The organism is Leptospira yanagawae serovar Saopaulo str. Sao Paulo = ATCC 700523, from assembly GCF_000332475.2.
In the GTDB taxonomy this organism is placed as follows: Bacteria; Spirochaetota; Leptospiria; order Leptospirales; family Leptospiraceae; genus Leptospira_A; species Leptospira_A yanagawae.
The window spans coordinates 117,246-140,000 of the sequence record NZ_AOGX02000022.1 but is presented as its reverse complement, the minus strand read 5'-3'; the positions used below and the strand labels follow the sequence as shown (position 1 = coordinate 140,000).

Annotated in this window: 18 protein-coding genes and 1 pseudogene (1 of these 19 cut by a window edge); 9 read left to right on the top strand and 10 right to left on the bottom strand. The window is 37.9% G+C overall.

The window, feature by feature from the left end:
* On the top strand, positions 1 to 1,410 hold the 3' portion of the coding sequence (locus LEP1GSC202_RS11645) for a sensor histidine kinase (RefSeq protein ID WP_015677877.1). Its footprint begins 831 nt before the window's first position; only the last 1,410 of its 2,241 coding nucleotides appear in the window; the start codon falls outside the window, past its left edge; it ends in the stop codon at positions 1,408 to 1,410.
* Positions 1,411 to 1,412: 2 nt separating this feature from the next.
* Here the strand turns inward: LEP1GSC202_RS11645 and LEP1GSC202_RS11640 are convergent, their stop codons facing one another.
* The 3 genes from LEP1GSC202_RS11640 to LEP1GSC202_RS11630 all read right to left on the bottom strand — a co-directional run bounded on the left by LEP1GSC202_RS11640 (position 1,413) and on the right by LEP1GSC202_RS11630 (position 4,312).
* Positions 1,413 to 3,095, bottom strand: a complete 1,683-nt coding sequence (locus LEP1GSC202_RS11640; protein ID WP_039928931.1) for a sensor histidine kinase — start codon at positions 3,093 to 3,095, stop codon at positions 1,413 to 1,415.
* Positions 3,096 to 3,208: 113 nt separating this feature from the next.
* A complete protein-coding gene (locus tag LEP1GSC202_RS11635; protein ID WP_015677915.1) occupies positions 3,209 to 3,970 on the bottom strand; it encodes an indole-3-glycerol-phosphate synthase in 762 nt (253 codons plus the stop codon).
* 9 nt (positions 3,971 to 3,979) lie between these two features.
* Positions 3,980 to 4,312: an STAS domain-containing protein gene (locus LEP1GSC202_RS11630; protein ID WP_015677850.1), complete on the bottom strand. Its 333-nt coding sequence runs from the start codon at positions 4,310 to 4,312 to the stop codon at positions 3,980 to 3,982.
* A gap of 60 nt (positions 4,313 to 4,372) precedes the next feature.
* On the opposite strand from LEP1GSC202_RS11630, the gene murD reads away from it, so the two are divergent.
* Positions 4,373 to 5,770, top strand: a complete 1,398-nt coding sequence (gene murD / locus LEP1GSC202_RS11625) for a UDP-N-acetylmuramoyl-L-alanine--D-glutamate ligase (protein ID WP_015677891.1) — start codon at positions 4,373 to 4,375, stop codon at positions 5,768 to 5,770.
* A gap of 15 nt (positions 5,771 to 5,785) precedes the next feature.
* On the opposite strand, the gene LEP1GSC202_RS11620 is transcribed toward murD, so the two are convergent.
* The 7 genes and pseudogenes from LEP1GSC202_RS11620 to LEP1GSC202_RS11590 form a co-directional block, all read right to left on the bottom strand.
* Entirely contained in the window at positions 5,786 to 6,622 is an 837-nt protein-coding gene (locus tag LEP1GSC202_RS11620) for an enoyl-ACP reductase FabI (RefSeq protein WP_015677899.1), read from the bottom strand.
* Between the two features lie 71 nt (positions 6,623 to 6,693).
* Positions 6,694 to 8,667, bottom strand: a complete 1,974-nt coding sequence (locus LEP1GSC202_RS11615; protein ID WP_015677940.1) for an HD family phosphohydrolase — start codon at positions 8,665 to 8,667, stop codon at positions 6,694 to 6,696.
* Positions 8,668 to 8,718: 51 nt separating this feature from the next.
* Positions 8,719 to 9,720, bottom strand: coding sequence for a hypothetical protein (locus tag LEP1GSC202_RS11610; protein WP_015677905.1), 1,002 nt, complete (start codon positions 9,718 to 9,720; stop codon positions 8,719 to 8,721).
* Positions 9,717 to 12,062 (bottom strand): tetratricopeptide repeat protein, encoded by a 2,346-nt coding sequence (locus LEP1GSC202_RS11605; protein WP_015677952.1) that lies wholly within the window; start codon positions 12,060 to 12,062, stop codon positions 9,717 to 9,719. The genes LEP1GSC202_RS11610 and LEP1GSC202_RS11605 overlap by 4 nt, the downstream gene beginning before the upstream one ends.
* A 96-nt stretch (positions 12,063 to 12,158) precedes the next feature.
* Positions 12,159 to 13,553, bottom strand: coding sequence for a flagellar hook protein FlgE (gene flgE, locus LEP1GSC202_RS11600; RefSeq protein ID WP_039928926.1), 1,395 nt, complete (start codon positions 13,551 to 13,553; stop codon positions 12,159 to 12,161).
* Between the two features lie 83 nt (positions 13,554 to 13,636).
* Positions 13,637 to 14,164, bottom strand: a pseudogene (locus tag LEP1GSC202_RS11595) (flagellar hook capping FlgD N-terminal domain-containing protein); the annotation flags it as partial.
* Between the two features lie 43 nt (positions 14,165 to 14,207).
* Positions 14,208 to 15,857: a flagellar hook-length control protein FliK gene (locus LEP1GSC202_RS11590; RefSeq protein ID WP_015677842.1), complete on the bottom strand. Its 1,650-nt coding sequence runs from the start codon at positions 15,855 to 15,857 to the stop codon at positions 14,208 to 14,210.
* A gap of 180 nt (positions 15,858 to 16,037) precedes the next feature.
* Between LEP1GSC202_RS11590 and LEP1GSC202_RS11585 the strand changes: the two genes are divergently transcribed.
* From LEP1GSC202_RS11585 to LEP1GSC202_RS11555, 7 genes are all read left to right on the top strand, one after another.
* The gene (locus LEP1GSC202_RS11585; RefSeq protein ID WP_015677848.1) at positions 16,038 to 17,075 is read left to right on the top strand and encodes a sulfate ABC transporter substrate-binding protein; all 1,038 of its coding nucleotides are present in this window, start codon (positions 16,038 to 16,040) and stop codon (positions 17,073 to 17,075) included.
* A 3-nt stretch (positions 17,076 to 17,078) separates the two neighbouring features.
* On the top strand, positions 17,079 to 17,906 hold the full coding sequence (gene cysT / locus LEP1GSC202_RS11580) for a sulfate ABC transporter permease subunit CysT (RefSeq protein WP_015677845.1): 828 nt from the start codon (positions 17,079 to 17,081) through the stop codon (positions 17,904 to 17,906).
* Positions 17,903 to 18,706: a sulfate ABC transporter permease subunit CysW gene (gene cysW / locus LEP1GSC202_RS11575; protein WP_015677836.1), complete on the top strand. Its 804-nt coding sequence runs from the start codon at positions 17,903 to 17,905 to the stop codon at positions 18,704 to 18,706. The genes cysT and cysW overlap by 4 nt, the downstream gene beginning before the upstream one ends.
* A gap of 1 nt (position 18,707) precedes the next feature.
* Positions 18,708 to 19,772, top strand: a complete 1,065-nt coding sequence (locus LEP1GSC202_RS11570) for a sulfate/molybdate ABC transporter ATP-binding protein (protein ID WP_015677858.1) — start codon at positions 18,708 to 18,710, stop codon at positions 19,770 to 19,772.
* Positions 19,773 to 19,840: 68 nt separating this feature from the next.
* Positions 19,841 to 20,566, top strand: a complete 726-nt coding sequence (locus LEP1GSC202_RS11565) for a phosphoadenylyl-sulfate reductase (RefSeq protein WP_015677860.1) — start codon at positions 19,841 to 19,843, stop codon at positions 20,564 to 20,566.
* A gap of 6 nt (positions 20,567 to 20,572) precedes the next feature.
* Positions 20,573 to 21,481 (top strand): sulfate adenylyltransferase subunit CysD, encoded by a 909-nt coding sequence (gene cysD, locus LEP1GSC202_RS11560; RefSeq protein ID WP_015677926.1) that lies wholly within the window; start codon positions 20,573 to 20,575, stop codon positions 21,479 to 21,481.
* Positions 21,481 to 22,713: a sulfate adenylyltransferase subunit 1 gene (locus LEP1GSC202_RS11555; RefSeq protein ID WP_015677914.1), complete on the top strand. Its 1,233-nt coding sequence runs from the start codon at positions 21,481 to 21,483 to the stop codon at positions 22,711 to 22,713. Before cysD ends, LEP1GSC202_RS11555 begins: the two co-directional genes overlap by 1 nt.
* Positions 22,714 to 22,755 lie beyond the last annotated feature (42 nt).

The window sequence follows — 22,755 nt, the reverse complement described above, 5'->3', positions numbered from 1 at the left end:
ATGTACATCCACTGTTTGACTAAGGAATACATACACCAAAATATAATTTATGGGTATTCACTTGTAATCCTAATCCCGATATTGAATACAATTTTCGGAAGCATCCAATCCATCAGCAGTTATCATTTTTATGTATTATGTTTGATTATAATTGCTCTCGTGATCCTTTTTTACTTGATCTTTCGTTATATAAAAGACATTCGATCAGGTTCAACCTACCTAGGTTTATCAGTAATCTTACTCATCATTGCCGCCACCAATGATATCATTTTAACTTTGCTCCACAAACAAGGGACCTTGTATTTAAATATCGGGTTATTGTTATTCGTTTTTTTCCAATCCCTCTTTTTATCAAAACATATTTCGGGAGAAATCGTTTCTGCAGAAATCAAATTTAAAGATGTTTTATTCCAATTGATCCAATCCGAAAAACTTTCATCCATTGGAATGACAGTCACGAGTGTTGCACACGAAATCAATTCACCACTCAGTGCTGTTATCTTAACGAGTGACTCAATCAAAGAAAATATAACCGATTTTTTTAGACAAATTCCCAACCTTGAGTCTATTTCCAAAAACAGTTATCCTTTCATTTTATCACTTGTAGAACACGCAATTTTAGAAAATGATTTACCCTCGGGAACTGAATACCGTCACCGAAAATCTGAGTTCATGCAACTTTTCCAAGAGAAACAAATTTCTTATGGAGACCAATATGCAGACTTATTTACAAACGTAGGAATCAAAGAAATTCCTAGTGAATGGATTCAAATTTTAAGCAAACATAATTCGATTTCTCTCGTACTGTTGGCAGAAAAAATTGTAAGCATTTTACAAGGAACCAATGCAATCCAAACTTCCGCAAACCGTGCTATTAAAATTGCACAAGCTTTAAAAAACTTCACACATTTTGATCCAAAAGCTGAACTCAAAACCATCAATTTGTCTGATTCCCTACAACAAATTTTGACAATTCTGCAAGGTTCGATTAAACACGGTATAGAATTAAAAACTAATTTTGTTAACATACCACCTATAGATTGTTATCCGGATGAACTCAACCAAGTTTGGACTAACATGATTCAAAATGCAATACAATCCATGAATGGGAAAGGAAAACTAACAATTGAAATCAACCAAACCATTCTTAAAAATAATCAATTTGCCTATGTGAGTATTGAGGATTCAGGTCCTGGAGTTCCAAAAGAAATTTTGGATAAAATTTTTGATCCTTTTTTCACCACAAAACCTATAGGACAAGGCACTGGACTTGGTTTGTATATTTCAAAACAAATCATCGAAAAACACAAAGGAATCATTGATGTCAAATCGCAAAAAGGAAATACAAAATTTATCGTATATCTGCCATATCTTGATAAATCGAATTTCATTAATGATGGCGCAAATTAAACTTATTTCGGATCTGGTAATCGAAAACTAACAGTTGTTCCTTTCCCTTTTTCACTGGTAGCCCAAATCTCTCCCCCATGCAATTTGATAAATTCATGGCATAATATGAGACCAAGTCCTGTGCCTTTTTCTCCTTCCAAACCAATACTTGTCAATTGAGCGTCCAAACGGAATAATTTTTCCAAATCAGCACTGTCCATACCAATTCCATTGTCTTTACATTCAATCCTCACTCCATCTTCTTCTTCAGAAGCAGAAATTTGAATGAAACCATTTTCACTTGTAAACTTGATCGAATTCGAAATCAAGTTCCGAAGCACTGCTTGGATCATTTCAGAGTCAGCATAAATAAATGAAAACTTTTCAGGGATTTCAATTGCTAATCGAATTCCTTTTTTTTGAACTGATGCTAACATCTGCTCGGTGATTTTGGATACAATGGATCGTAAATTAATTTCCTTGGGTCGGAAGGGCATATTTCCTGTTTGGGTCCGTGCCCAATCTAACAGCTGAACAAGAAGACTATATACCCGAGAGGCCGCATTTTGGATTTCAAATATAATTTCTTTTTTTTCGGAATTAGAATATGTATCAAATTCTGAATACAATAGTTCAGTAATTTGTTTGAAGGAACCAAGCGGATTTCGTAAATCATGAGCAATGATAGAAAAAAAGATATCTTTTGTACGATTCGATTCACTTAACAAAGTTTCTGATTTATGTAAGGCGTCGATGGCTTGGTTTTTTTCGTAGACTTGAGCTCTTAACAATTTGGTACGATCCAAAACTTTTTTTTCGAGTTCAAACCGATTGGCAAGGAGCCTTTGGTATTGTAGGGTAATAAATTCAGCAAGGATTGCAAATGGGATCAGAAATGAAATGAGATAAATATAAGAATCAAATGTCCCCGGTTGGATGAAGGGACCAACTCCCATCTTGGTCATAATCACACTTGATAAGTATAAAAACAAAACGCCGAGAGTGACTCCTTTGATTTGGAATTTATATCCAATGTAAATCAAAATCAAAAATGATAAAAAGAATAAAAATGGAAATTGAAATACAATGATTCCTTGAATGAATACAAAAACAACTATCCACAGAATTAGCTTTGGAGAAATTTCCTTCCAGACAACCTTCCTCCAAGCCATAAACAAAGGGACTGTGATAAAAATTCCGATGGTATCTCCAAAGGTGATCACTAGTAAGGTTCTAAAAATTTCAGAATCGGATAGTTTATAAAAATAACCAAACGAATTTAAGATAACACCTATAATTAAGATTGAAATCAAACTTGATAAAAAGGCAACATATACAATGAAATAAAAATTATCTTTCGATGATGTGAGATTTTTGCGAATCTTTTTGTTCCAAAAATAATAAGCAAGTGTGGATTGGAATGCGTCAACGGCAGATGTTAACCAAATACTTAAATACAATTGGAAACTTGTAAGATTATGTTGGCTACTGATGAGACCATCTTTATTAGCAAGAAAACTAGCAAGCCATACAACGGGAATGAATTTATAACCAAAAAACAAACATCCGATGAGACCAATGCCAGATGGAATCCATAGGACAGCTAAATTCATTGGATGGAAGGCAAAATAAGACATTCCTAATTTCGCCGTGGCAATATAGATACTAAATAGGAATATGGCCTGAAATATTGACTTCCAACGCATAATTGGCTCTACCCACTTCCAAATGAATTGGGAAAAAAAAGAAAATACAACCTTAAAATCTTTGATTTCTTAAGAATGATAAATTTAAAATTTAATATACTGTTCCGAACAGTTTATTTTGTTCCATGCAATAAGTTATGGAAATCTAGTTTGATGTTTTGGCTTTTCATGAAAAATGTACCAACTAACATCGAATCGATCATTCCTTTATATTTTTGCCAATCCTCATAACATTCGATTCCAGATTCAGCCACACGAATGATGGAAGGATCTAGTTTCGGGGCAATTTCTTCGATTAAATTTTTATGGATCTCAAATGTATCTAAATCCCTTGTATTGATTCCGATTGTAGTTGCACCTGCATCGAGGGCAATGTTCACTTCCCTTTCGTTATGAGTTTCCACAAGCACAGAAAGTCCTAAACCATTTGCATGTGCAAGTAAGGATCGAAGTTGATCCGGTGTTAGGATGCGAACAATGAGTAAAATTGCAGAAGCTCCATAAGCATACGCTTCATCAATCTGGATGGGATCTAAAATAAAATCCTTTCGAATGACCGGGAGCGAAACAGAATTAGCAACTGATTCTAAATCTCCCAAGGATCCAAAAAAATACAATTGGTCTGTGAGTACAGAGATTGCACGAGCTCCGGCTGCCTCATAATCTTTGGCAATCATCACTGGGTCATAATTGGGCCTTAAGACTCCGGCACTTGGACTTCCTTTTTTGCACTCGGCAATTACGGAAACAGAGCTTGTTTTGAGGTGAGATTTCCAATCTCGGATGGGAATCGATCTCGTGGGCAAAGATTTCCCACGACTTCCTTGGATTTCAGAATGTTTTGTTTCTACAATTTTATGTAAAATAGGATTCAAATCGATTGGTTAAAATGATTTTAACGCAGCTTCTTCTGTATCATGGATATCGAATAAAGAAGTGAGTTCAATGACATCAAAAATCCGTTTCACAGCTGGTTTGATATTGGAGATCTTGAGAGATCCCTCTTTGGAGTTGAGTTTACGTAAGGTAGAGATACAAGCGCGAAACCCAGAAGAAGACATATACTCCACGTCTTTCATGTTGAGGAGAACCTTTCTATGACCCAAAGAATCAATGAGTTCTGTAAGTCCCTCTTCCACTTCATTTGCCACAGAAACGTCCAATCGACCTTCCAAATAAACGACTAGTTTTCCGTCTTTCACTTCGTGTTTCAGCACCGATTTACCCAACCTGATATGATTTTACAAAATCATCGTATTTTAGCGGAGTGTCAATCAATGTTTTCTGATTCCATTCCAAGTCCTTCTGACCTACAAAACCTTCACTCTTTCCTGATTCTAGGGGGTGGATCATCAGGTGATTCCGCAGCAAAACTTCTCCGCTCACTCGGTAAAAAAGTAAACCTCGCCGATCGTAGCCCTGAAAAAGCCAATCGAGAATTGTACACAAATGTTTTGTCAGACAATGTGCCACATGAGTCTTTACAAGGTATCGATTGCCTGATCAAAAGCCCAGGAATCCTTCCCAATCATCCCATCTTAGAAATGGCAAAGAATAAACAGATTCCCATTTTAAGTGAAATCAGTTTAGGTAGAATCTTTTTTAAAGGAAAGATCATTGGCATTACAGGAACCGATGGCAAATCAACGACAACGGCACTAACTTTCCACCTCTTACAAAAAAAATTCCCAAATGCCAAAATGGGAGGAAACATTGGAGTTCCTTTCACATCGTTTTGTCGTGAGGACATTGAAATTGTGGTTTTGGAATTATCAAGTTACCAACTTGAGGACTCACCTAACTTAAAATTGACGTCATCTGCAATTTTAAATTTAGCATCCGATCATTTAGAAAGACACAAAACGATGGGAAATTATGCCCTTGCCAAATGGAAAATCCAAAATCTAGATGATACCCATCACAATTGTTTTGTAAATCCAAACTTTTTTAACTATACACCATTTCCGAAACCAATCTCGGATCAATTACATTTGATTGGTGAAGGAGAATCTTATTTTATAAGCCAAAATCCAAATCAAATCCTTACAAAAACAAATGTATATGATGCAAAAAATTTCCCACTCAAAGGAAAACATAATTTAATGAATTTATGTTTTGCCATTGCCCTTTGCGAATCAGTGGGAATGAATAAAGATGATATCGAGTCCCAACTGGAAACTTTCCAAGGATTGCCACATCGGTTCCAATCCATTCCAACCGAAAGTTTAAATCCAAAGTACAAACACATTCGATTTATCAACGACTCAAAATCCACTAACCTTCACTCCATGTTATCTGGTATTTCGGGATTCCAAAAAGGGAATCCACTTTACCTGATATTAGGTGGCATCCCCAAAGTAGAACCACTAGAACCATTTCTTCACCGTTGGAAAGAATTGGAATGTCCCTTGTATGTATTTGGAAAGGCAATAGAAGTATGGAAAGAGGAGTTAAACCATGTGGGTTTGCCTGTTTTTTATTTTGATGACCTTCCTTCAGTTTTGGAAAAAGTCAAAATTGATGTAACCCAATGGATCGTGGAAAGAGATAGAAAATCGCAAAACTTACCCCTGACAGTGATTTTTTCACCAGCAGGGGCAAGTTTTGATTTGTACAAAAATTTCGAGGAACGTGGAAACCATTTTGTTCACTTGGTACAAGCTAACTTTGGTTAACAGGTGTGAAAAGTTTTATCCTCGAATGTGGTAACCACCATCCACATGACGTATTTCCCCCGTGATGCGATTTGAGGGTCGAAACAAATAACAGACTTCTTCTGCCAAATCTTTTGCTTTAGCGTTTCCTAAAGGAGAAGACTCATTGCAATGGATTTCTGCCTCTTCCAAACCTTCAATCGCAGAACCTGCTTTACTTGCTCGGTAAGGAGAAAATCGAATAGCATTCACTTGGATTTCTTTTTCCTTTCCTAGTTCCATCGCCATTTCTTTCACAAGACGTTCAAGCGCAGCTTTGGCAACACCAATGTTTTTATATGGATGAACCACAACTTTTTCAGCACCCAAATAACTGAGTGCAACGATGGATGCGCCTTTCACCAAAAGTTCTCTGTTGTAAAGACTTTGGACAATGGCAAGTAAGGAAAAAGAAGATACATTCATCGCATCCATAAACTCTTCTCTTGATACTGACATAATTGGTTTTACTTTCCCTTGGCGGATGGTTTTGTCCATCGCTATGGAATGTAAAAGGGAATGGACGGATTCCTTTTTTTCTTTAAGGAAATCTGCAAAAGAATCAATACTTTCTTGGATTGTTACATCAAGTGGGAAAGTGATCACATCGTCACCTAACTCCTTTTTGACGGTATTTTGAAAATCAGAATAGGTGCGGTCTAAAAAATTAATACTGTTTTCTGATAAATTTTTATGAAATGGAGTTTTTCCAAGTCCGGTGCAAATCAGTTTGGCACCTTGGTCTTTACATTCTTTTGCGATAACGAGTGCGAGAGAGGACGCATCAGTAATCCCAGTGATGATCACCGTGCGACCCTTTAAAGTTTGGTTCATGTCTCCTCCTAATGCTTAGACACAGAAGTTTCGGAGGTGCCTTAAAAGACGAACTTTTTTTCCTGTTTTTTCTAATGTTTATGATGAATTTTTTCGTACGCCCGGCTCTCGATAAAAAGATCCAATAGGTCTCCATCAATGTGTTGGTCTCGGACTTCCATTTTTAAAATATCAAACGCCCTCTCAAGCGGAACTGCCTTTTTGTATGGCCTATCCTGATCGGTTAAGGCATCGAAAATATCGGCAATTGCCATCATTTTCGCCTGTACCGGGATCTCAACCGCTGACAATCCACGAGGGTACCCCGAACCATTTAATTTTTCATGGTGGCCATGGGCAATGCTTGGAACCATTTTGAGTTCCCTAGTCCATGGAATTTTGGATAAAAACTGAAAGGTATGTTCTACGTGAGATTCAATTTCTCGGCGTTCTTCAAAATCTAAAGAACCACGACGAATGGATAAAAAATTAAATTCTTTTGGAAGTAGTAAACTTAATTGGTTACCGTCCGTTGTATGATAACTCATTTTAGAAATCTCTTCTAAAAAGTTAGAATTCCCCTCTTCTAAAATTGTGGGTTCATTGGAGTCGGTAATAACACGCACCATTTCTTCCAACTTTTCTTTTTCAAGTGCATATTCCAATTGAATTGATTTTTCAAACTGCAGATAACCATTGTTACCATGTTTTTTTAGGTATTCAATTTTCTTTTGTGCAAGTTTTGCTTCGACATCTTTCAAAATAAATTGGAATCTCCAACGAATGAGATCCAATTCATAGTCTTCCAATTTTTTTGCTTTGACTAATACTTTTTCTCGAACTCCAACCTTGCCAAAATCATGTAACAAGGATGCATAACGTATTTCTTTGATTTGGGATTCGTTGAAATTAACATCTTTGAAACGACCAACTTGCACTCCGTTGACAGATTCAGCAAGACCAACAGTATATTGTGCGACCCGAAACGAATGACCTGATGTTGTCGGATCCCTAGATTCAATAGCAGATACACTAGCAGTGACAAATCCTTCGAATAGAGTTTCAATATCATGAACCAAATTATTGTTTTGTATGGCTACAGCCGCTTGTCCTGCCACCGCCATCACAAGTTCTTCAGAATATTTATCATATTCTAAAACAGAATTGGTTTTCATTTCCTCTAATGTTAGTTTGGTTTGAAAATTTTTTTTGCGATTGATGAGTTGTATCACTCCAACGACTTCATCATGATGGTCCTTCATCGGAACCACCAACATCGATTTTGAATAATAATTACTCATGCGATCAAAGTCGCTATTGAATTTGTACTCTTCTTTGCCTGAGAGCTCGTACACATTCGGTATGTTGAGTTGTTTTCCTGTAAACGCTACATAACCTGCGATACTTTTTTTATTGATAGGTAAAATGAATTCATCACTATTCAAATCTAAGGCTGATATTTTGAATCGCAAATTGCGAGGGTTACCCCTTTCATCTTTTTCCACCAAATACAAGGAACCTGAATCGGAATTGGATATCTCCCGCGCAGAATTCAAAATATCACGAAGTAGTTTAGTGAAATCTTTTTCGTTAGCAAGACTAATCCCAATCTTAGTCAATTTTGAAATTTCATTAGTAGAAACGTTGATACGTTTTTGAAGTTCAAACTTATCAACAATCATTTGTAAGCTGGTGAAGGCATTGACCAGGTTTTTGATAAGAAAAATCAATGGCGCATCATCAGGGACATTGGTAAAAAACAAATCTTCTTCAATGGACAATGCCATATAACCAGTGTAGTCGATAGGGGCTCGAACTATGATATTGGACATCACTGTTGGATGTTCTTTTAAAAATTGGTGGATTTGTTCGTGTTTGTTTTCCAACTCGTAACGTGAGATGTAAAACAATACTTTTATGATTTTCCCTTGGGAATCAAAATCTGTGGTTAGTAATTCGGCTAGAGTGAGAACCTTGGTTTTGAGTTTTTTAGAATAATCGGCAATTTTACCTTCAAAAAAGGGGTCATCCGTAATGATGTATTTCGAATCCAAAGATTGGTTCACAGAAATACTATCGACAGCAAAAAATTCACTGTCGATTGTTTTTTGAAAAATTTAATCTGTCTTTGGTTTGAAGAGTAAAAGAATTCCAAAAACCAAACTAGAAACCAGATAAAAACTTAAAAAATATAGGACTTGGACTCCTAACATGACATAGGGTGCATGGTTCCAATCTTTTGGTTCCAGAATCAAAAATGGCAAAAATATTCCCAAAAGAGAAGGATACAAAAAAGACACCACTCCGCGTTTCCCTGACTCTGACCACTGAAGGGATTCTAAATACGAATACAGTCCGCGACCTAACATCCCTACAAAAAAGGAAATCGGAAGGCTTACGAATAAATCCACTCCTAAAACGGAGGAAAAGCTGATGCAACCCACCCACATTCCTAATTCTGCCTCTTTTGGGATGGCTTTCTTTTGTAGTTGGGAGATCAAACTAAAACCTACAAAAGAAGAAATGCCTAAAACAACTGCAGAAGATAAAATTTCCACAAATCCGTAATCGGTAGTGAAAGGAGACAAAATAAAAAGAAAACTCGGTAAAAACAAAAAGGTCAACTGTGGGGACGTTTCACCCTCTAACTTTGATTCAAGAGAGTTTGGATTTGTCCAAAACATTTCCCGCGACCATACAAATGCCCCAATTCCAATTGAGAATGGTAGGATTAAGGATTGGTCATCTGCATGGAGTATTGATTGGAATAAATTTGTCCAAAAAAAGAAGCTAGAAAAAAATACATACAACACAAAAAAGAAGAAAAATCCAATTGCCTTACCAAAAGTAAAAATTCGATCCTCTAACGCAGTGTAGGTGAAAAACATTACCAAATTGCCAAGAGTTAGGATTCGAAATATAGACTTGGTTTCCCAACCAGGAATTGAAATCCCCCATCTAACTAAACCAAGGATGATTAAAACAGTAAACAGAGAAAGGGAAAACCAGTAAATTAGTAACAAATTCTTTTTTTCTGAATGGTAAACAGATTGAATACAGTGGTAGAAAAAAAACAAAGAAGCAAAAAAGAAGATAAAGTCTATTTCTAATGAAATCATGGCATCACCTCATCACTGATGGCATACGAAAGGATGGAATATGGTGGTTCTCCATTTCGATCTAAGCTTTGGAAATTATGATGGAACCCACGTATAGATTGGTTTCCAATCAGGATGAACTTCTCTTTTCCTTTAGGTTTGAGAAGGATACTTCGATTAAAAAAATACAATACAGGATTGTCTTTTAATTCCTTACCAATATTTTGAAAATGAGGTTGGATTTTTGTATAAGGTTCGTAAATATCAATTGAGTTTGCCGCACGTATGACAATAGTTTTGTGTTTCAAACTTGGAATTGGTCTGTTTCTAAGGATCCAGTGATTTGGGTCATTGTATTCTGAATTAAAATCGCCAACCCCATCGGCAGATAAAATACGAATATTTGAAAATCCATATAACTTCTCTTTTAGTTCTGTTTTTACCTTTTTCAAAAACAAATCTACTTCACCTGGTAATTCCCAAAGTACAACCTCCATTTTTGGAAAATGTTTTGCAACAGCTTGCGAAGTAACTCCAGGAGATTCAGGATGGTTCAAACCAGGTCCGATATCCAAAAAGACAACTTGGTTCCCTCGTTCATAAAGTTTAAGATCACCAAATAATGATTTTCTAAGAATCATCATCGATTTGGATAAATATGCCTTTGGATTTAGTAAATCATCTAAAAATAAGTTGGTATCTTCCAACCGATTTTCATAGGTTCTTGCTCGAATTTCTTCATCTTGGGTTTGGAACAAATAACGACCCGTATAAGAACGGATGGTTTTTTCTTCTAAGTCAGAAAATAAACTGGAGGTTGGATCGGTCCAAGTATAAGGATAAATTACCCTACCGATTTCAAAACTTACATTCGAAGGTAGTGGTTGGATTTGGCCATAAGGAGAAAGTTTCACATATTGTTTGTAATATTGTTCTGATTGTTCTACATTATTCCTTTGCAAAGACAAAATACTCAAATTAAAAACTGTATATCGGTAATATGGTTTGTCTTCAATTGCATAAGTAGTTTTCGCGTTTAAGATGGATTCCCAAACGGATTTGGCTACGCTCCAATTACCTTCCTGGTATTTGGAAGCTCCATACAATAATAAAGATTGTAAGGCAATATCAAAATTAGAAATTGAAGTTTCAAAAATTTTCTTTCTTTGTTCTTTTAGTAGTGAGATAGCACCTTCGTATCGACCCAATTTATATAATATCAGTGCTAAATTATAATCTAAATAGATGGACTGATAAACATCACCTAACTTTCCTTGAATTGCCGAGAGTTCGTAAGCCGAAAGTTCAAGTTGGGACAAATCATGCAGTAATAAACCATAAAAGTAAGAATTTAGGATTCCCATTGGATCAAAAGACAATCCTAAAGTTTCATAAATCTTTTTGGCTGAAGTTAAATAGAAAATTGCTTCTTCTTTTTTTCCATCCAATACTAAACATTTTCCAATCAGAGAAATTACATCCGCATATTCACTTTGGAAAACAAGTTTGTTCGTTTCTTTTTCGCGTTTGGCAGCATTCGCGTATTCGAGAGCTTTTGGATATTCTGATTTTCCGAAGTAATATTCGGCAATGTTTTTTGCGATTTGGAATTTTAAGTCAGAGGGAATGCGGGGATTCGATCCCACTTCTTTCCAAATGTCTTTTAAATTCTCTTCCGTTTGTTTTTCCAAACGAAGTTTGTAATACAATGCTTCGGTAAATTCGTTCTTAAATGGCAAAGACTGAATCCAACTCTTTCGTTCTTCCCAAATTCTACTTGGTTCCCATTCGGAAAGTTTTACGAATTCAGATTCGGAAAGAATGTCTTCCTGAGTGACAAAATTCCAATCGGGAATCCGTTTGATAAGTCGGTTCAATCGAATCGTTTCTTCGACAAGATTCGTAAGAGAATTTTGGATTTCAATTGATAAAGAGCCGCGCTCCTCATAATTGACAAAAACTGATTTTCCTTCTACTGTGGATTTTGATTCCACATAACGAAGTTTTGGTGTAAAAGAAATTCCTTTTTCTTTAAACTCCCATATACCTCCCAAAATCATTTCGGAACGATTTTGTTTCGCAAGGGAAATCTCAGATTGAATGCCTAAGTACACTCCGTCCGAAGTTTTTTGCAGTTGGTAATCCAAAATCAGTTTGGATACCTGAATGGTTTTGAGGTCGAAACCATCCCCTTTTGTTTCAAATTCTCCCAAACTAAAAAACACTACCGTCTCCGGAGTTTCTAAGGTAATGGGTAATGATTCTTTTTTAATGAGATGTTTGACAGAATAGTATAACGGCGCATAGGCGATCGCCGCAAGGAGTGTGAAAACGAGAAGGGTATTTTTTTGAAAACGTGACAATGGACAAAATTCTAAATGGTTTGGTTTGACCTAGTTTTCTTAGAATTTTGCAGAATTCAAGGAAAAAACGGGGTTACCCCCGTTCTCCAACTACTCTTATCGTTTGAGTCCGAGTACTTCTTGGATCATCTGGTCAGATGTCACAATGGTTCTTGAGTTTGCTTGGAAACCTCTTTGGGTCACAATCATATCGGTGAATTGGTCAGAAAGGTCAACGTTTGACATCTCGAGAAGGCCAGCATTGATCTTTCCACGACCTTGGCTTCCTGCTTCCCCAATGTTTGCTTCTCCAGAGTTGAGAGAGAAACTATACATTGTATCCCCTTCTTTATTAAGACCGGCTGGGTTTGTGAAGTTGGCAAGGGCAACGCGGGCAAGAGGTTGGCGCACACCATTTGAGAAAACTCCAGTGACAGTTCCCGTGTTATCGATAGAAAAGGATTCCATATAACCCATTGGGTATCCATCTTGTTTCACAGCTTTTGTTGTGAAGTCAGATGAGAACTGAGTGATCCCACCAACAAGTCCAGCTTCTCCAAGGTTCAAACTAAATTTTTGAGCAGTTGGATTGCCAGGAATTCTAAATGAAATATCCGCTTTTAGTTTGCCAGTGGTTTGTGAATCCACTCCGTCAGATACACTGATGATTTTACCATCTGGTGTGAAGGAAACTTCAAGTTCTGTATTCCCAGATACACTTGTGTTTTCCCCACCCGTTCCATTCACATCAACCGAAACTTGGCTTGCGTCTTCCAATTTAAAACGCATTTTCCAAACGTTATCTCGCATTTTGTAAAATTCAACACCCATTTGGCGAGTGTTTCCAAGTTCATCATATACATTAATGGATGTTAGATGGCCTCTTCTTTGTCGAGGATCTGGATCATTGATATAACGTTGGATGTCTTCTTCTGTTGCATCAGGAGGAACGGCGGCAACACTTGCATTCAGGTTTGATTGGAAGTCAACATTTTGTGTAGCACGAGCAGGTTCTTTGGAATAAAGAGGGATCACGATGTCTTCAAGAGATCCTGCAGAGTTAATGTATTTGTTTCCTGATTCATCAAGTCTGGAATTCCAACCTTGTACTTTAAGTCCGTTCGCAGGATTTACATAAAAACCATTTTTATCTACGTTAAAAGCACCAGCACGAGTATAAAATTGTTTGTCTCCATCTTTAACGACAAAAAATCCTTCTCCTGATACGGCAAGGTCTGTATTTTTTCCAGTTGTTTGTAAAGCACCTTGTGTCATGATTTTATCTATGGCAGCAATGAGTGATCCAAGACCCACTTGTTTTGGGTTTGTTCCCCCAATCCTTTCATTTGGCTCAGAAGCACCTTGTAATTCTTGTGAGATCATATCTTGGAACGTAACACGTTCTGTTTTAAATCCATGTGTATTCACGTTAGATATGTTGTTACCAATAACATCCATTCTAACTTGGTGGTTTTTCAATCCGGAAACACCGGAGTAAAGTGATCTCATCATAACGTTCTTTCCTCTCTTTTTTTATCGACCTTTTTCAATTAATCCTGATAAGCTTCTTGTTTTTTTAACGTATTGTTAGGAATCTCTGGAATGTTTGGTTGGCGTTGGAATTGTGTTTCTGATTTTAATAACTCTGGATCAGAGATTAAATTAATTTTAGAAACATCGAGCATTCTACCATTTACCCTTACATATGTTTTCCCTTCGTTATCAAAAAGAATAGCACCTGCTAAACCTGTGACATCTTCTCCAGTCACTAAATCTGGTCCTGATACTATTTTACCTACGACCGAATAACTTTGTTTTGATTCCATTCTGGCGATTCCAGATGAAATGTTTTTCATTTGTTCCAATGAAGAAAACTGTGCCATCTGTGCGATGAAGTCTTTGTCTTGTACTGGGTTTGTTGGATCTTGGTGAGAAAGTTGAGTTAACAGAAGTTTTAGGAAATCATCTTTCCCTAACTCTTTTTGTTTTTCTCGAATTTCAATTCCTTTCAAACCACTTTTTTCTTCTTTTTCCAATTGGTCCAAATGTTTGCGGATATTAAAACTTCTATCCCCTTCAAAATATTTGGTTCTTGCTGAATTTTGTGTAGAAATATCTAACATTCCGTCTGGCATATTGTCCTCGATTTCTTTGGATTTTCTTTCTTTATGCGAAAAATTCTAATACTTTGGAATCTTCTCTTTCTCTGATTCCATCTAAGTCTAAACCTTCATCCTTCACTTCAGATTGCAATTTTGTGCGATTTTTTGCCGTTTCCATTAGGGTTTGGTAAAGTTCGTTTTGGTTTTGCCTTTCTGCAAGTTGGCTTCCATCATCCCATAAATCAATGATAAGCGCCTGTAAGTCGAGACCAGATTCTTTCAAGTTATCTCTAATGGATTGGATTTCGTTTTGAAGAGATTTTTGTAATTCTTCTGATTCAACCAAAATTCGTCCCTCTACCTTTTCTCCATCCACAGTCACTTTTAAGGTAAGGCGTCCATATTCTTTTGGATTCATGATGATCTCAGCACTTGACTTTCCATTTTGAATGATGTCAAACTTCGCTTGTTTGATGAGCTCATCCAAATTTTGTTTTATATTGGCTTCTTTTGGTTTTTCTGTTCTCTCTGTTTGTCTGACTGACTCGGTTTTGGAATGGAGTTTGTTTTCCACCAATTGGAAGTTAAATCCTTGTTTGGAAGAACCTTTGTCATCACTCGACTTACCATTTTCATCACCCATTTTGGAGGACGATACATTTACAATCTGATTCACAAACGAAGAGTCCGATTTAAGTTTTTCGTTTTGGACTTGGTTTTTGTTTTCATTTTGTTTTTGGAATTCTTTATCTTTAAAACCAAGGGAACGGATCATTTTGTCAGATGTGATGACGGCATTTTCTTTTTCAGTGGATGAATCTACAAAATTAGATTCTGTTTTATGATTTTTGGAAAATTTACTTTTTTGCTCCAATTTACGCATTGTTGGTTCTGATTGGGTTTCATTTTCAAGTCCGCGAACCCCTTTCTCTTTTTGTAACAAGGAATTTGCTAATGCCATCCCGTTCGGCATGTTCTCTACATTCTTCGAAATCGTAATAGAACTTGGTTTTACTTCTTTCTCTTTTCCTTCCGTTTGCATTTTTTTTGGGGCATTTGGAAACACCACCAAGTTAGAACCTATGGTTTCGGATAGAGAAGCTTTGGAGTTTTGCGAAAGCAGTTTGGGATCTGTTTGTCCCATTTTCAATAAACTCTCTGCTAATTTTTTAGTTTCTTCTAAAAAACTTTTGGATTCCTTATTAGCGTATAATGGATTTTTTTCAGCTGATTTTTGTAAGGCTGAAGCAATTGATTTTTCTTTTAATAAGGATTCGTTTCCTTCATTTGCAGGAAGGAAACTTTTTTCAAAAAGGTTATGATTGGATAAAATGCCAATGCTGTATTCCAATGCATCACGATCTAAATCTTCTTCCTCTGCTGATTCATCACTGCCATCTTCTTTTACTTTTGTATGCGAAGGAGTTTCGTAAGAGGATTGGTTTGCATCCAAACTTGGATTTGTTTTGGTTTCTGTTTCCCGAGGACTGACTCGGTCAGAGGACACATCGTATGAATTTGATTCAGCACTGAGTGGTTTCCACTCTGAATGTGACTTCGGAGTTTCGGAATGGATTTGGAATTCACGTTCCAAAATCTCCCCAAAACTTTCTTTCACCGCAAAATAGTTGTTATCGGCACCGTCACGTTTGCCCGGTCTCAATTCTGCTTGGGGAAAAGGAATTAAGTTTTGTTTGTCAACGTTTACATTCATTGGGGTGCCTTCTCCCTTAAGGATCGAACTTCCCCAGATTTCCTTGAGAGAATTATCTTCTTCCTTTCCTTGTTTATGTCGGGAAAGGGTTTTGGACCCAAAAATGGAAAGATTTTTCCATTGACAAATATTCACTAAATTGGAGGATGAGTTTGTTTTATTAGCCAAAAGGACAAAAAAATGAAAAAATTTACCAAATTTCTCCCATTTAAACCCAGTTTTTCTGCCATATTGTTCATTTTTTTAGGATTTGGGATTATGCCCTCTCTCCTTGCCGAATCCAGTTTTCTCCATGTTTCCTTTGATCCAACGCGGGAACTCTATGAAGAAATCAACAAAACCTTCTTAAAATCATGGAAGGAGAAAAAAGGTACAGAATTTACGATCCAACAATCTCACGGTGGATCTGGAAAACAAGCCCGCGCTGTCATCGATGGGTTGGATGCTGATGTTGTTAGCCTTGCACTTTCTTACGACATTGATAGCATTGCCACAAAATCAAAGTTAATCGATGTAGATTGGCAAACAAAACACCCTAATAAAAGTACACCTTACTACTCAACAATCATTTTCCTTGTCCGTAAATCCAATCCCAAAAAAATCAAAAATTGGGATGATATTGTCAAACCTGGTGTTTCCGTGATCACTCCTAACCCAAAAACCAGTGGTGGGGCTCGATGGAATTATTTAGCGGCTTACGGTTATGCAAAACGGAAATTTAAGTCTGATGAAAAAGCCACTGAATTTGTCAAAGCCCTGTTCCAAAATACCTCTGTTCTGGATACGGGAGCGAGAGGTTCAACCACTACATTTGTGAATCGTAAAATTGGCGATGTTCTCATCACTTGGGAAAACGAAGCAAAACTAGCGTTAGATGAAGTGAAACGTTCAGGAAATAATAGTTTAGAAGTGGTTTACCCATCTGAGTCCATCAAAGCAGAAACTCCGGTTGCTGTTGTGACAAAAACTGCCACCGAAAAAGGCAATTTAGAAAAAGCAAATGCCTATTTGGAATTCCTTTTTACCAAAGAAGGTCAGGCCATCATTGCGAAACATTTTTTTAGACCGATTGACCCTGCGACAGCAAAATCCTCTGCCAAAGAATTTCCCAAACTCACATTATTTTCTCTATCCGATTTAGGTGAAACTTGGGAGACTGCTCAGAAAAAACATTTTGCAGATGGAGGGGTCTTTGATGCCATCTACAAAACCAAATAAATGATGCAAATTGAAACGCGGCCGTATAAAAAAGTCCATTTAGGAATCAGTTTAGGATTCACAGTTTTTTATTCGTCCGCAGTGGTGATCATACCACTACTCGGGTTATTTTATCATTCCCTTGGGATTGGTTTTACCGGAATTTTTGAAGTATTCACTGATGAGCGCATCCGAGGTGCGCTCATTTTAAGTTTTAGCGTTGGCTTCATTTCTGCCATCATCAATCTCTTCATCGGATTTTTATTTGCTTGGGTCCTCGTTCGTTACCAGTTCCCATTCAAAAAATTCTTTGATACTTTAATTGATTTACCGTTTACCCTTCCCACAGCGGTGGCAGGAATTGCACTCACTACAATTTATTCGCAAACAGGCATCATTGGATCTTTTTTTGACAAATGGGGGATCAAAATTGCCTACACTCCCATTGGTATCGTGATTGCCCTTGTTTTTATCGGGTTTCCTTTTGTTGTGAGAACCGTGCAACCAGTCATTGAAGAACTACCGAAAGAGTTAGAAGAAAGTGCACGTTGCCTAGGAGCAACCCCCTTCCAAACTTTCCGAAAAGTTTTATTACCAGAGCTTTGGCCTTCTTTACTTGCAGGTACTGGCATGGCGTTTGCTCGTAGCATCGGCGAATATGGATCTGTGGTTTTCATTTCAGGTAACCTACCTGGGAAAACTGAGATTTTACCTCTCCTCATCGTCACCAAACTCGAACAATACGAATTTGAAAAGGCAACTTCCATCGCCCTCGTGATGTTACTCACTTCGTTTTTCTTTATGTTCCTCATCAATTTTTTCCAAGAAAGGGCATCAAAAAAACTCACATGAAATTGAAACTTTTGCCCATTTTTTTAATTCTAATCGCTTATGCATTGTTTGGTATCCTTTTGATTTTGCCCATATATACAGTATTTACTGAGGCTTTTTCTGAAGGTTGGGAAAAATACTACACTGCGATCACAAGTGAATATGCACTTTTTGCCATAGGACTAACCATCAAAGTATCATTTGTATCTGTGGTTTTAAATACCGTTTTTGGTATCACGGCAGCCTTTACCATCACCAGGTTTTCTTTTCCTGGAAAAAACCTACTCATTACAATCATTGATTCTCCTTTTGCGGTTTCCCCGGTAGTCTCAGGTCTCATCTTCTTATTGTTATTTGGTAGGCAAGGTGCATTTGGAGATTTTTTAGCAGAACACAATATCAAAATTGTGTTCAATACACCAGGTCTCATCATGGCCACAGTTTTTATCACCTTTCCATTTGTGGCAAGAGAACTCATCCCCCTCATGCAAAGCCAAGGCCGGGAAGAAGAAGAAGCTGGAATGTTACTTGGTGCAAGTTTTGGCCAATTGTTTCGTCGGATTATTTTACCCAATATCAAATGGGGACTTTTGTATGGGATCATACTCTGCAATGCAAGAGCCATGGGAGAATTTGGAGCTGTGTCCGTACTCAGTGGACACATCAGAGGAAAAACCACCACCCTTCCCCTTTATATAGAAATGTTGTACAATGAATTTGATTCAGTGGGTGCTTTTGCTTGTGCCACCTTACTTGTGTTTTTATCGCTACTCACTTTAATCTTCAAATTGATTTTGGAAAAACGAACCGAGAGATCCTAATATGCCAATCGAAATACAAAATGTACATAAAAACTTTGGATCCTTTACTGCTTTAAAAGATGTAAACTTATCCATCCCGGATGGAGAACTTGTGGCACTACTTGGTCCTTCAGGTTCTGGAAAAACCACCTTACTCAGGATCATTGCTGGTCTCGAAGAACCTTCTTCGGGTTCTGTCAATTTTGTCGGCGAACAGCTGTCATCTTCCAAAATCCAAAATGGAGAAGTTGGTTTTGTATTCCAACACTATGCCCTCTTTCGCCATATGACAATCGCTGAAAACATTGCATTTGGTTTGGAAGTGCGTCCCAAAAAAACTCGGCCCTCCAAAAAGGAAATCCAAGAAAAAATCGCAAAACTCCTCACACTCATCCAACTGGAAAAATTTCACAACCGTTACCCACACGAACTTTCAGGTGGACAGAGGCAAAGGGTGGCACTTGCCCGAGCCCTTGCCATCGAACCTAAGTTTCTCCTGCTCGATGAACCATTTGGAGCACTTGATGCAAAAGTAAGGAAGGAATTACGCAATTGGTTGCGAAGGCTTCACGATGAGATCCATATCACAAGTGTTTTTGTCACCCATGACCAAGAAGAAGCACTTGAGGTGAGTGATCGGATTGTGATCCTAAACCAAGGCCAATTGGAACAAGTAGGAAGTCCGGATGAAGTGTACAACAAACCAAAGTCTCCATTTGTCTTTCACTTCTTAGGTGATGTGAATCTATTCCATGGCCGAATTGAAGAAGGAAAAACCAAAATTGGGAATTTGGCTCTCGAAACATCGGAACACCAAAACGTCAAGGAGTCCGATGCTGTTGCCTATGTCCGGCCTTATGATGTGGAAATCGTTCGGGAAAAAGACCAAGGGATAGCAGCAGAGATCCAATACATCCATTCGACAGGAAGGAATGTGCGTGTGGAACTGAAACGAGTGGATACAGGGACCCTCATTGAGTCTGTACTCGAACAGGAAACCTATAAGTACCTCAATTTATTGCCAGGGGAGACTGTTTACCTACGGATCAAAAAAGCAAAAGTTTACGTAGAAGACTTCTCTATCTAATAATTTCCGCTAATATACTTTACAAATCGTCCAATATACAAAACATTGGATGCTAGGACGGGATAAAAATGGGAAATTTGGAAGTTTTGACAGAATCTTATGCCAATCTATCGATTGCCGACGGCCTCAAAAAATTAAGTGCCGATTTCCCGGGTAAAGTCGTGTTCACCACTAGTTTTGGACTCGAAGACCAAGCCATTACCCATGCCATTTTAAGCGAATCCATCCCGATCCGCATTGCTACTTTGGATACGGGTCGACTTTTCCAAGAAACCTATGATGTATGGCAAAAAACAAACATCCGTTATGGGGCAAAAATCGAAACTTTTTTTCCAAATGCCAAAGAGATCCAAAGTTTTATCAACGAAAATGGTCCGAACGCCTTTTACGATTCACAAGATTTAAGAAAGGAATGTTGTCGGATACGCAAACTAGTTCCACTTGATTCCATCTTACAAGGCATGGAAGTTTGGGTGACAGGACTACGAAAAGAGCAATCGGGTTTCCGAACCGAGATGTCTTTATTTGAATCCGATCCCGGAAGGAATTTAATCAAATACCAACCCCTCTTAGATTGGAGTTTTGAATCTACGTGGCAATACATTCGCGAACACAATGTACCCTATAATGTATTACATGACAAAGGGTTTCCAAGTATTGGTTGTGCCCCTTGTACTCGAGCCATTGAACCAGGGGAAGATTTTCGAGCTGGTAGGTGGTGGTGGGAACAAGAATCAAAAAAGGAATGTGGGTTACATTGGGTAGATGGAAAACTCACACCAAAAAAAGGATAATATCGTATGAATAGCACTCATCGTCTCTCACATTTGGACCAGTTAGAATCAGAAGCCATTTACATTTTACGTGAAGTGGCAGCTCAATTTGAAAGGCCTGCTTTATTATTTTCTGGTGGAAAGGATTCCATCTGTTTGGTTCACCTTGCTCTCAAAGCATTTCGTCCAGGTAAATTTCCTTTTCCCCTCGTTCACATTGACACGGGGCATAACTTTGATGAGGCGCTAAAATTCCGAGATAACTTAGCTGAAAAAATTGGCGAAAAATTAATTGTTCGTTATGTACAAGACTCCATCGACCAAGGAAAGGCCGTTGAAGAAAAAGGAAAGTTCCCCAGTCGCAATGCCATCCAAGCAGTGACGTTACTTGATACAATCGCCGAATTTAAATTTGATGCCTGTATCGGTGGGGCTCGTCGGGATGAAGAAAAAGCAAGAGCTAAGGAACGAATTTTTTCTGTTCGAGATGAGTTTGGATCTTGGGATCCAAAACTCCAACGTCCGGAACTTTGGAATATTTATAATGGAAAAATCCATGTAGGGGAAAACGTCCGAGTGTTTCCCATTAGCAACTGGACAGAACTTGATGTATGGGAATACATTCGAAAAGAAAAGATTGACCTTCCTTCTTTATACTTCTCACACCAAAGAGAAATTGTTTGGCGAGAGGAACTGGTTTTCCCGGTTTCAAAATTTATTAGTTTAGACAATACCGATAAAGTGGAAACAAGGACCGTTCGGTTTCGTACAGTTGGTGATATGACTTGCACAGCAGCAGTGGAATCAGAAGCAAATTCCGTAGACGATATCATTCGCGAAATCCAAGTTTCACGCACCACAGAAAGAGGTTCGCGTTTGGATGACAAACGTTCCGAAGCGGCGATGGAAGAAAGAAAAAAGGGTGGGTATTTTTAATGGATATTTTACGATTTATTACAGCAGGAAGTGTGGACGATGGTAAATCAACTCTCATTGGACGTTTGTTATACGATAGTAAATCCATTTTTCAAGACCAACTCGAAGCTATAGAACGTGCAGGACAAGTAAATGGCCAAATCAACTTAGCCCTTCTCACAGACGGACTGAAAGCCGAAAGAGAACAAGGAATAACCATTGATGTGGCATATAAATACTTCTCCACACCAAAACGTAAATTCATCATCGCCGATGCACCGGGTCATGTGCAATATACCAGAAATATGGTAACGGGTGCGTCTAACTCGGACCTTGCCATCATTCTCATCGATGCAAGAAAAGGTGTGATCGAACAAACCTACAGACATTCTTACATCGTATCCTTGTTACGATTGCCCTATGTCGTCGTTTGTGTGAACAAAATGGACTTAGTGGATTTTTCGGAAGAAGTATTTTTAAATATACAAAAACAGTATTTAGAATTTGCAAAAGACTTAGACCTAAAATCCATCCACTTCCTACCGATCTCCGCTTTAAATGGAGATAATGTTGTTGAGCCATCTGCATCCATGCCATGGTGGAATGGGAAATCTTTACTCCAGTTTTTAGAAGAAATCGAAATCCATACAGAAGAGGAGTCCCCTGCTCCACGATTCCCAGTTCAAAATGTGATTCGTCCTCAAACGACTGAATACCATGATTACAGAGGTTATGCGGGACAAATCAGAAGTGGTCACTTCACAGTGGGAGATTCCATTACGGTTCTGCCAAGTGGTCTCACCTCAAAAATCAAAGCCATTGATACCTATGATGGTCCTTTAAATACAGCGTATGCTCCTATGTCTGTGACCATTCGCTTGCAGGATGAAATTGATGTGAGCCGTGGGGATATGTTAGTTGTCACTGGAAAAGAACCTATTGTCTCTCAAGATTTAGAAGCATATATTTGTTGGATGGACCAAAAGGTAATGGCACCAGGATCCAAATACCTCCTTCGTCAAACCACGAATGCAGTGAAGGTTTCTGTTCGTTCCCTGGAATACAGAGTGGAAACAAGCACCCACGAAAAAAAAGAACAACCGTATCTAGCTTTGAATGAAATTGGGAAAGTCACCCTTCGCACGGCGAAACCCGTCGCATACGACCCATATAATAAAATCAGGGGCACAGGGAGTTTTGTCTTGGTGGACGAAGGTACGAACCAAACCGTTGCAGCAGGTATGTTATTGTGATTTTTTTATTCAATATAGCAGAAATTTAGCTTGAATAATAGA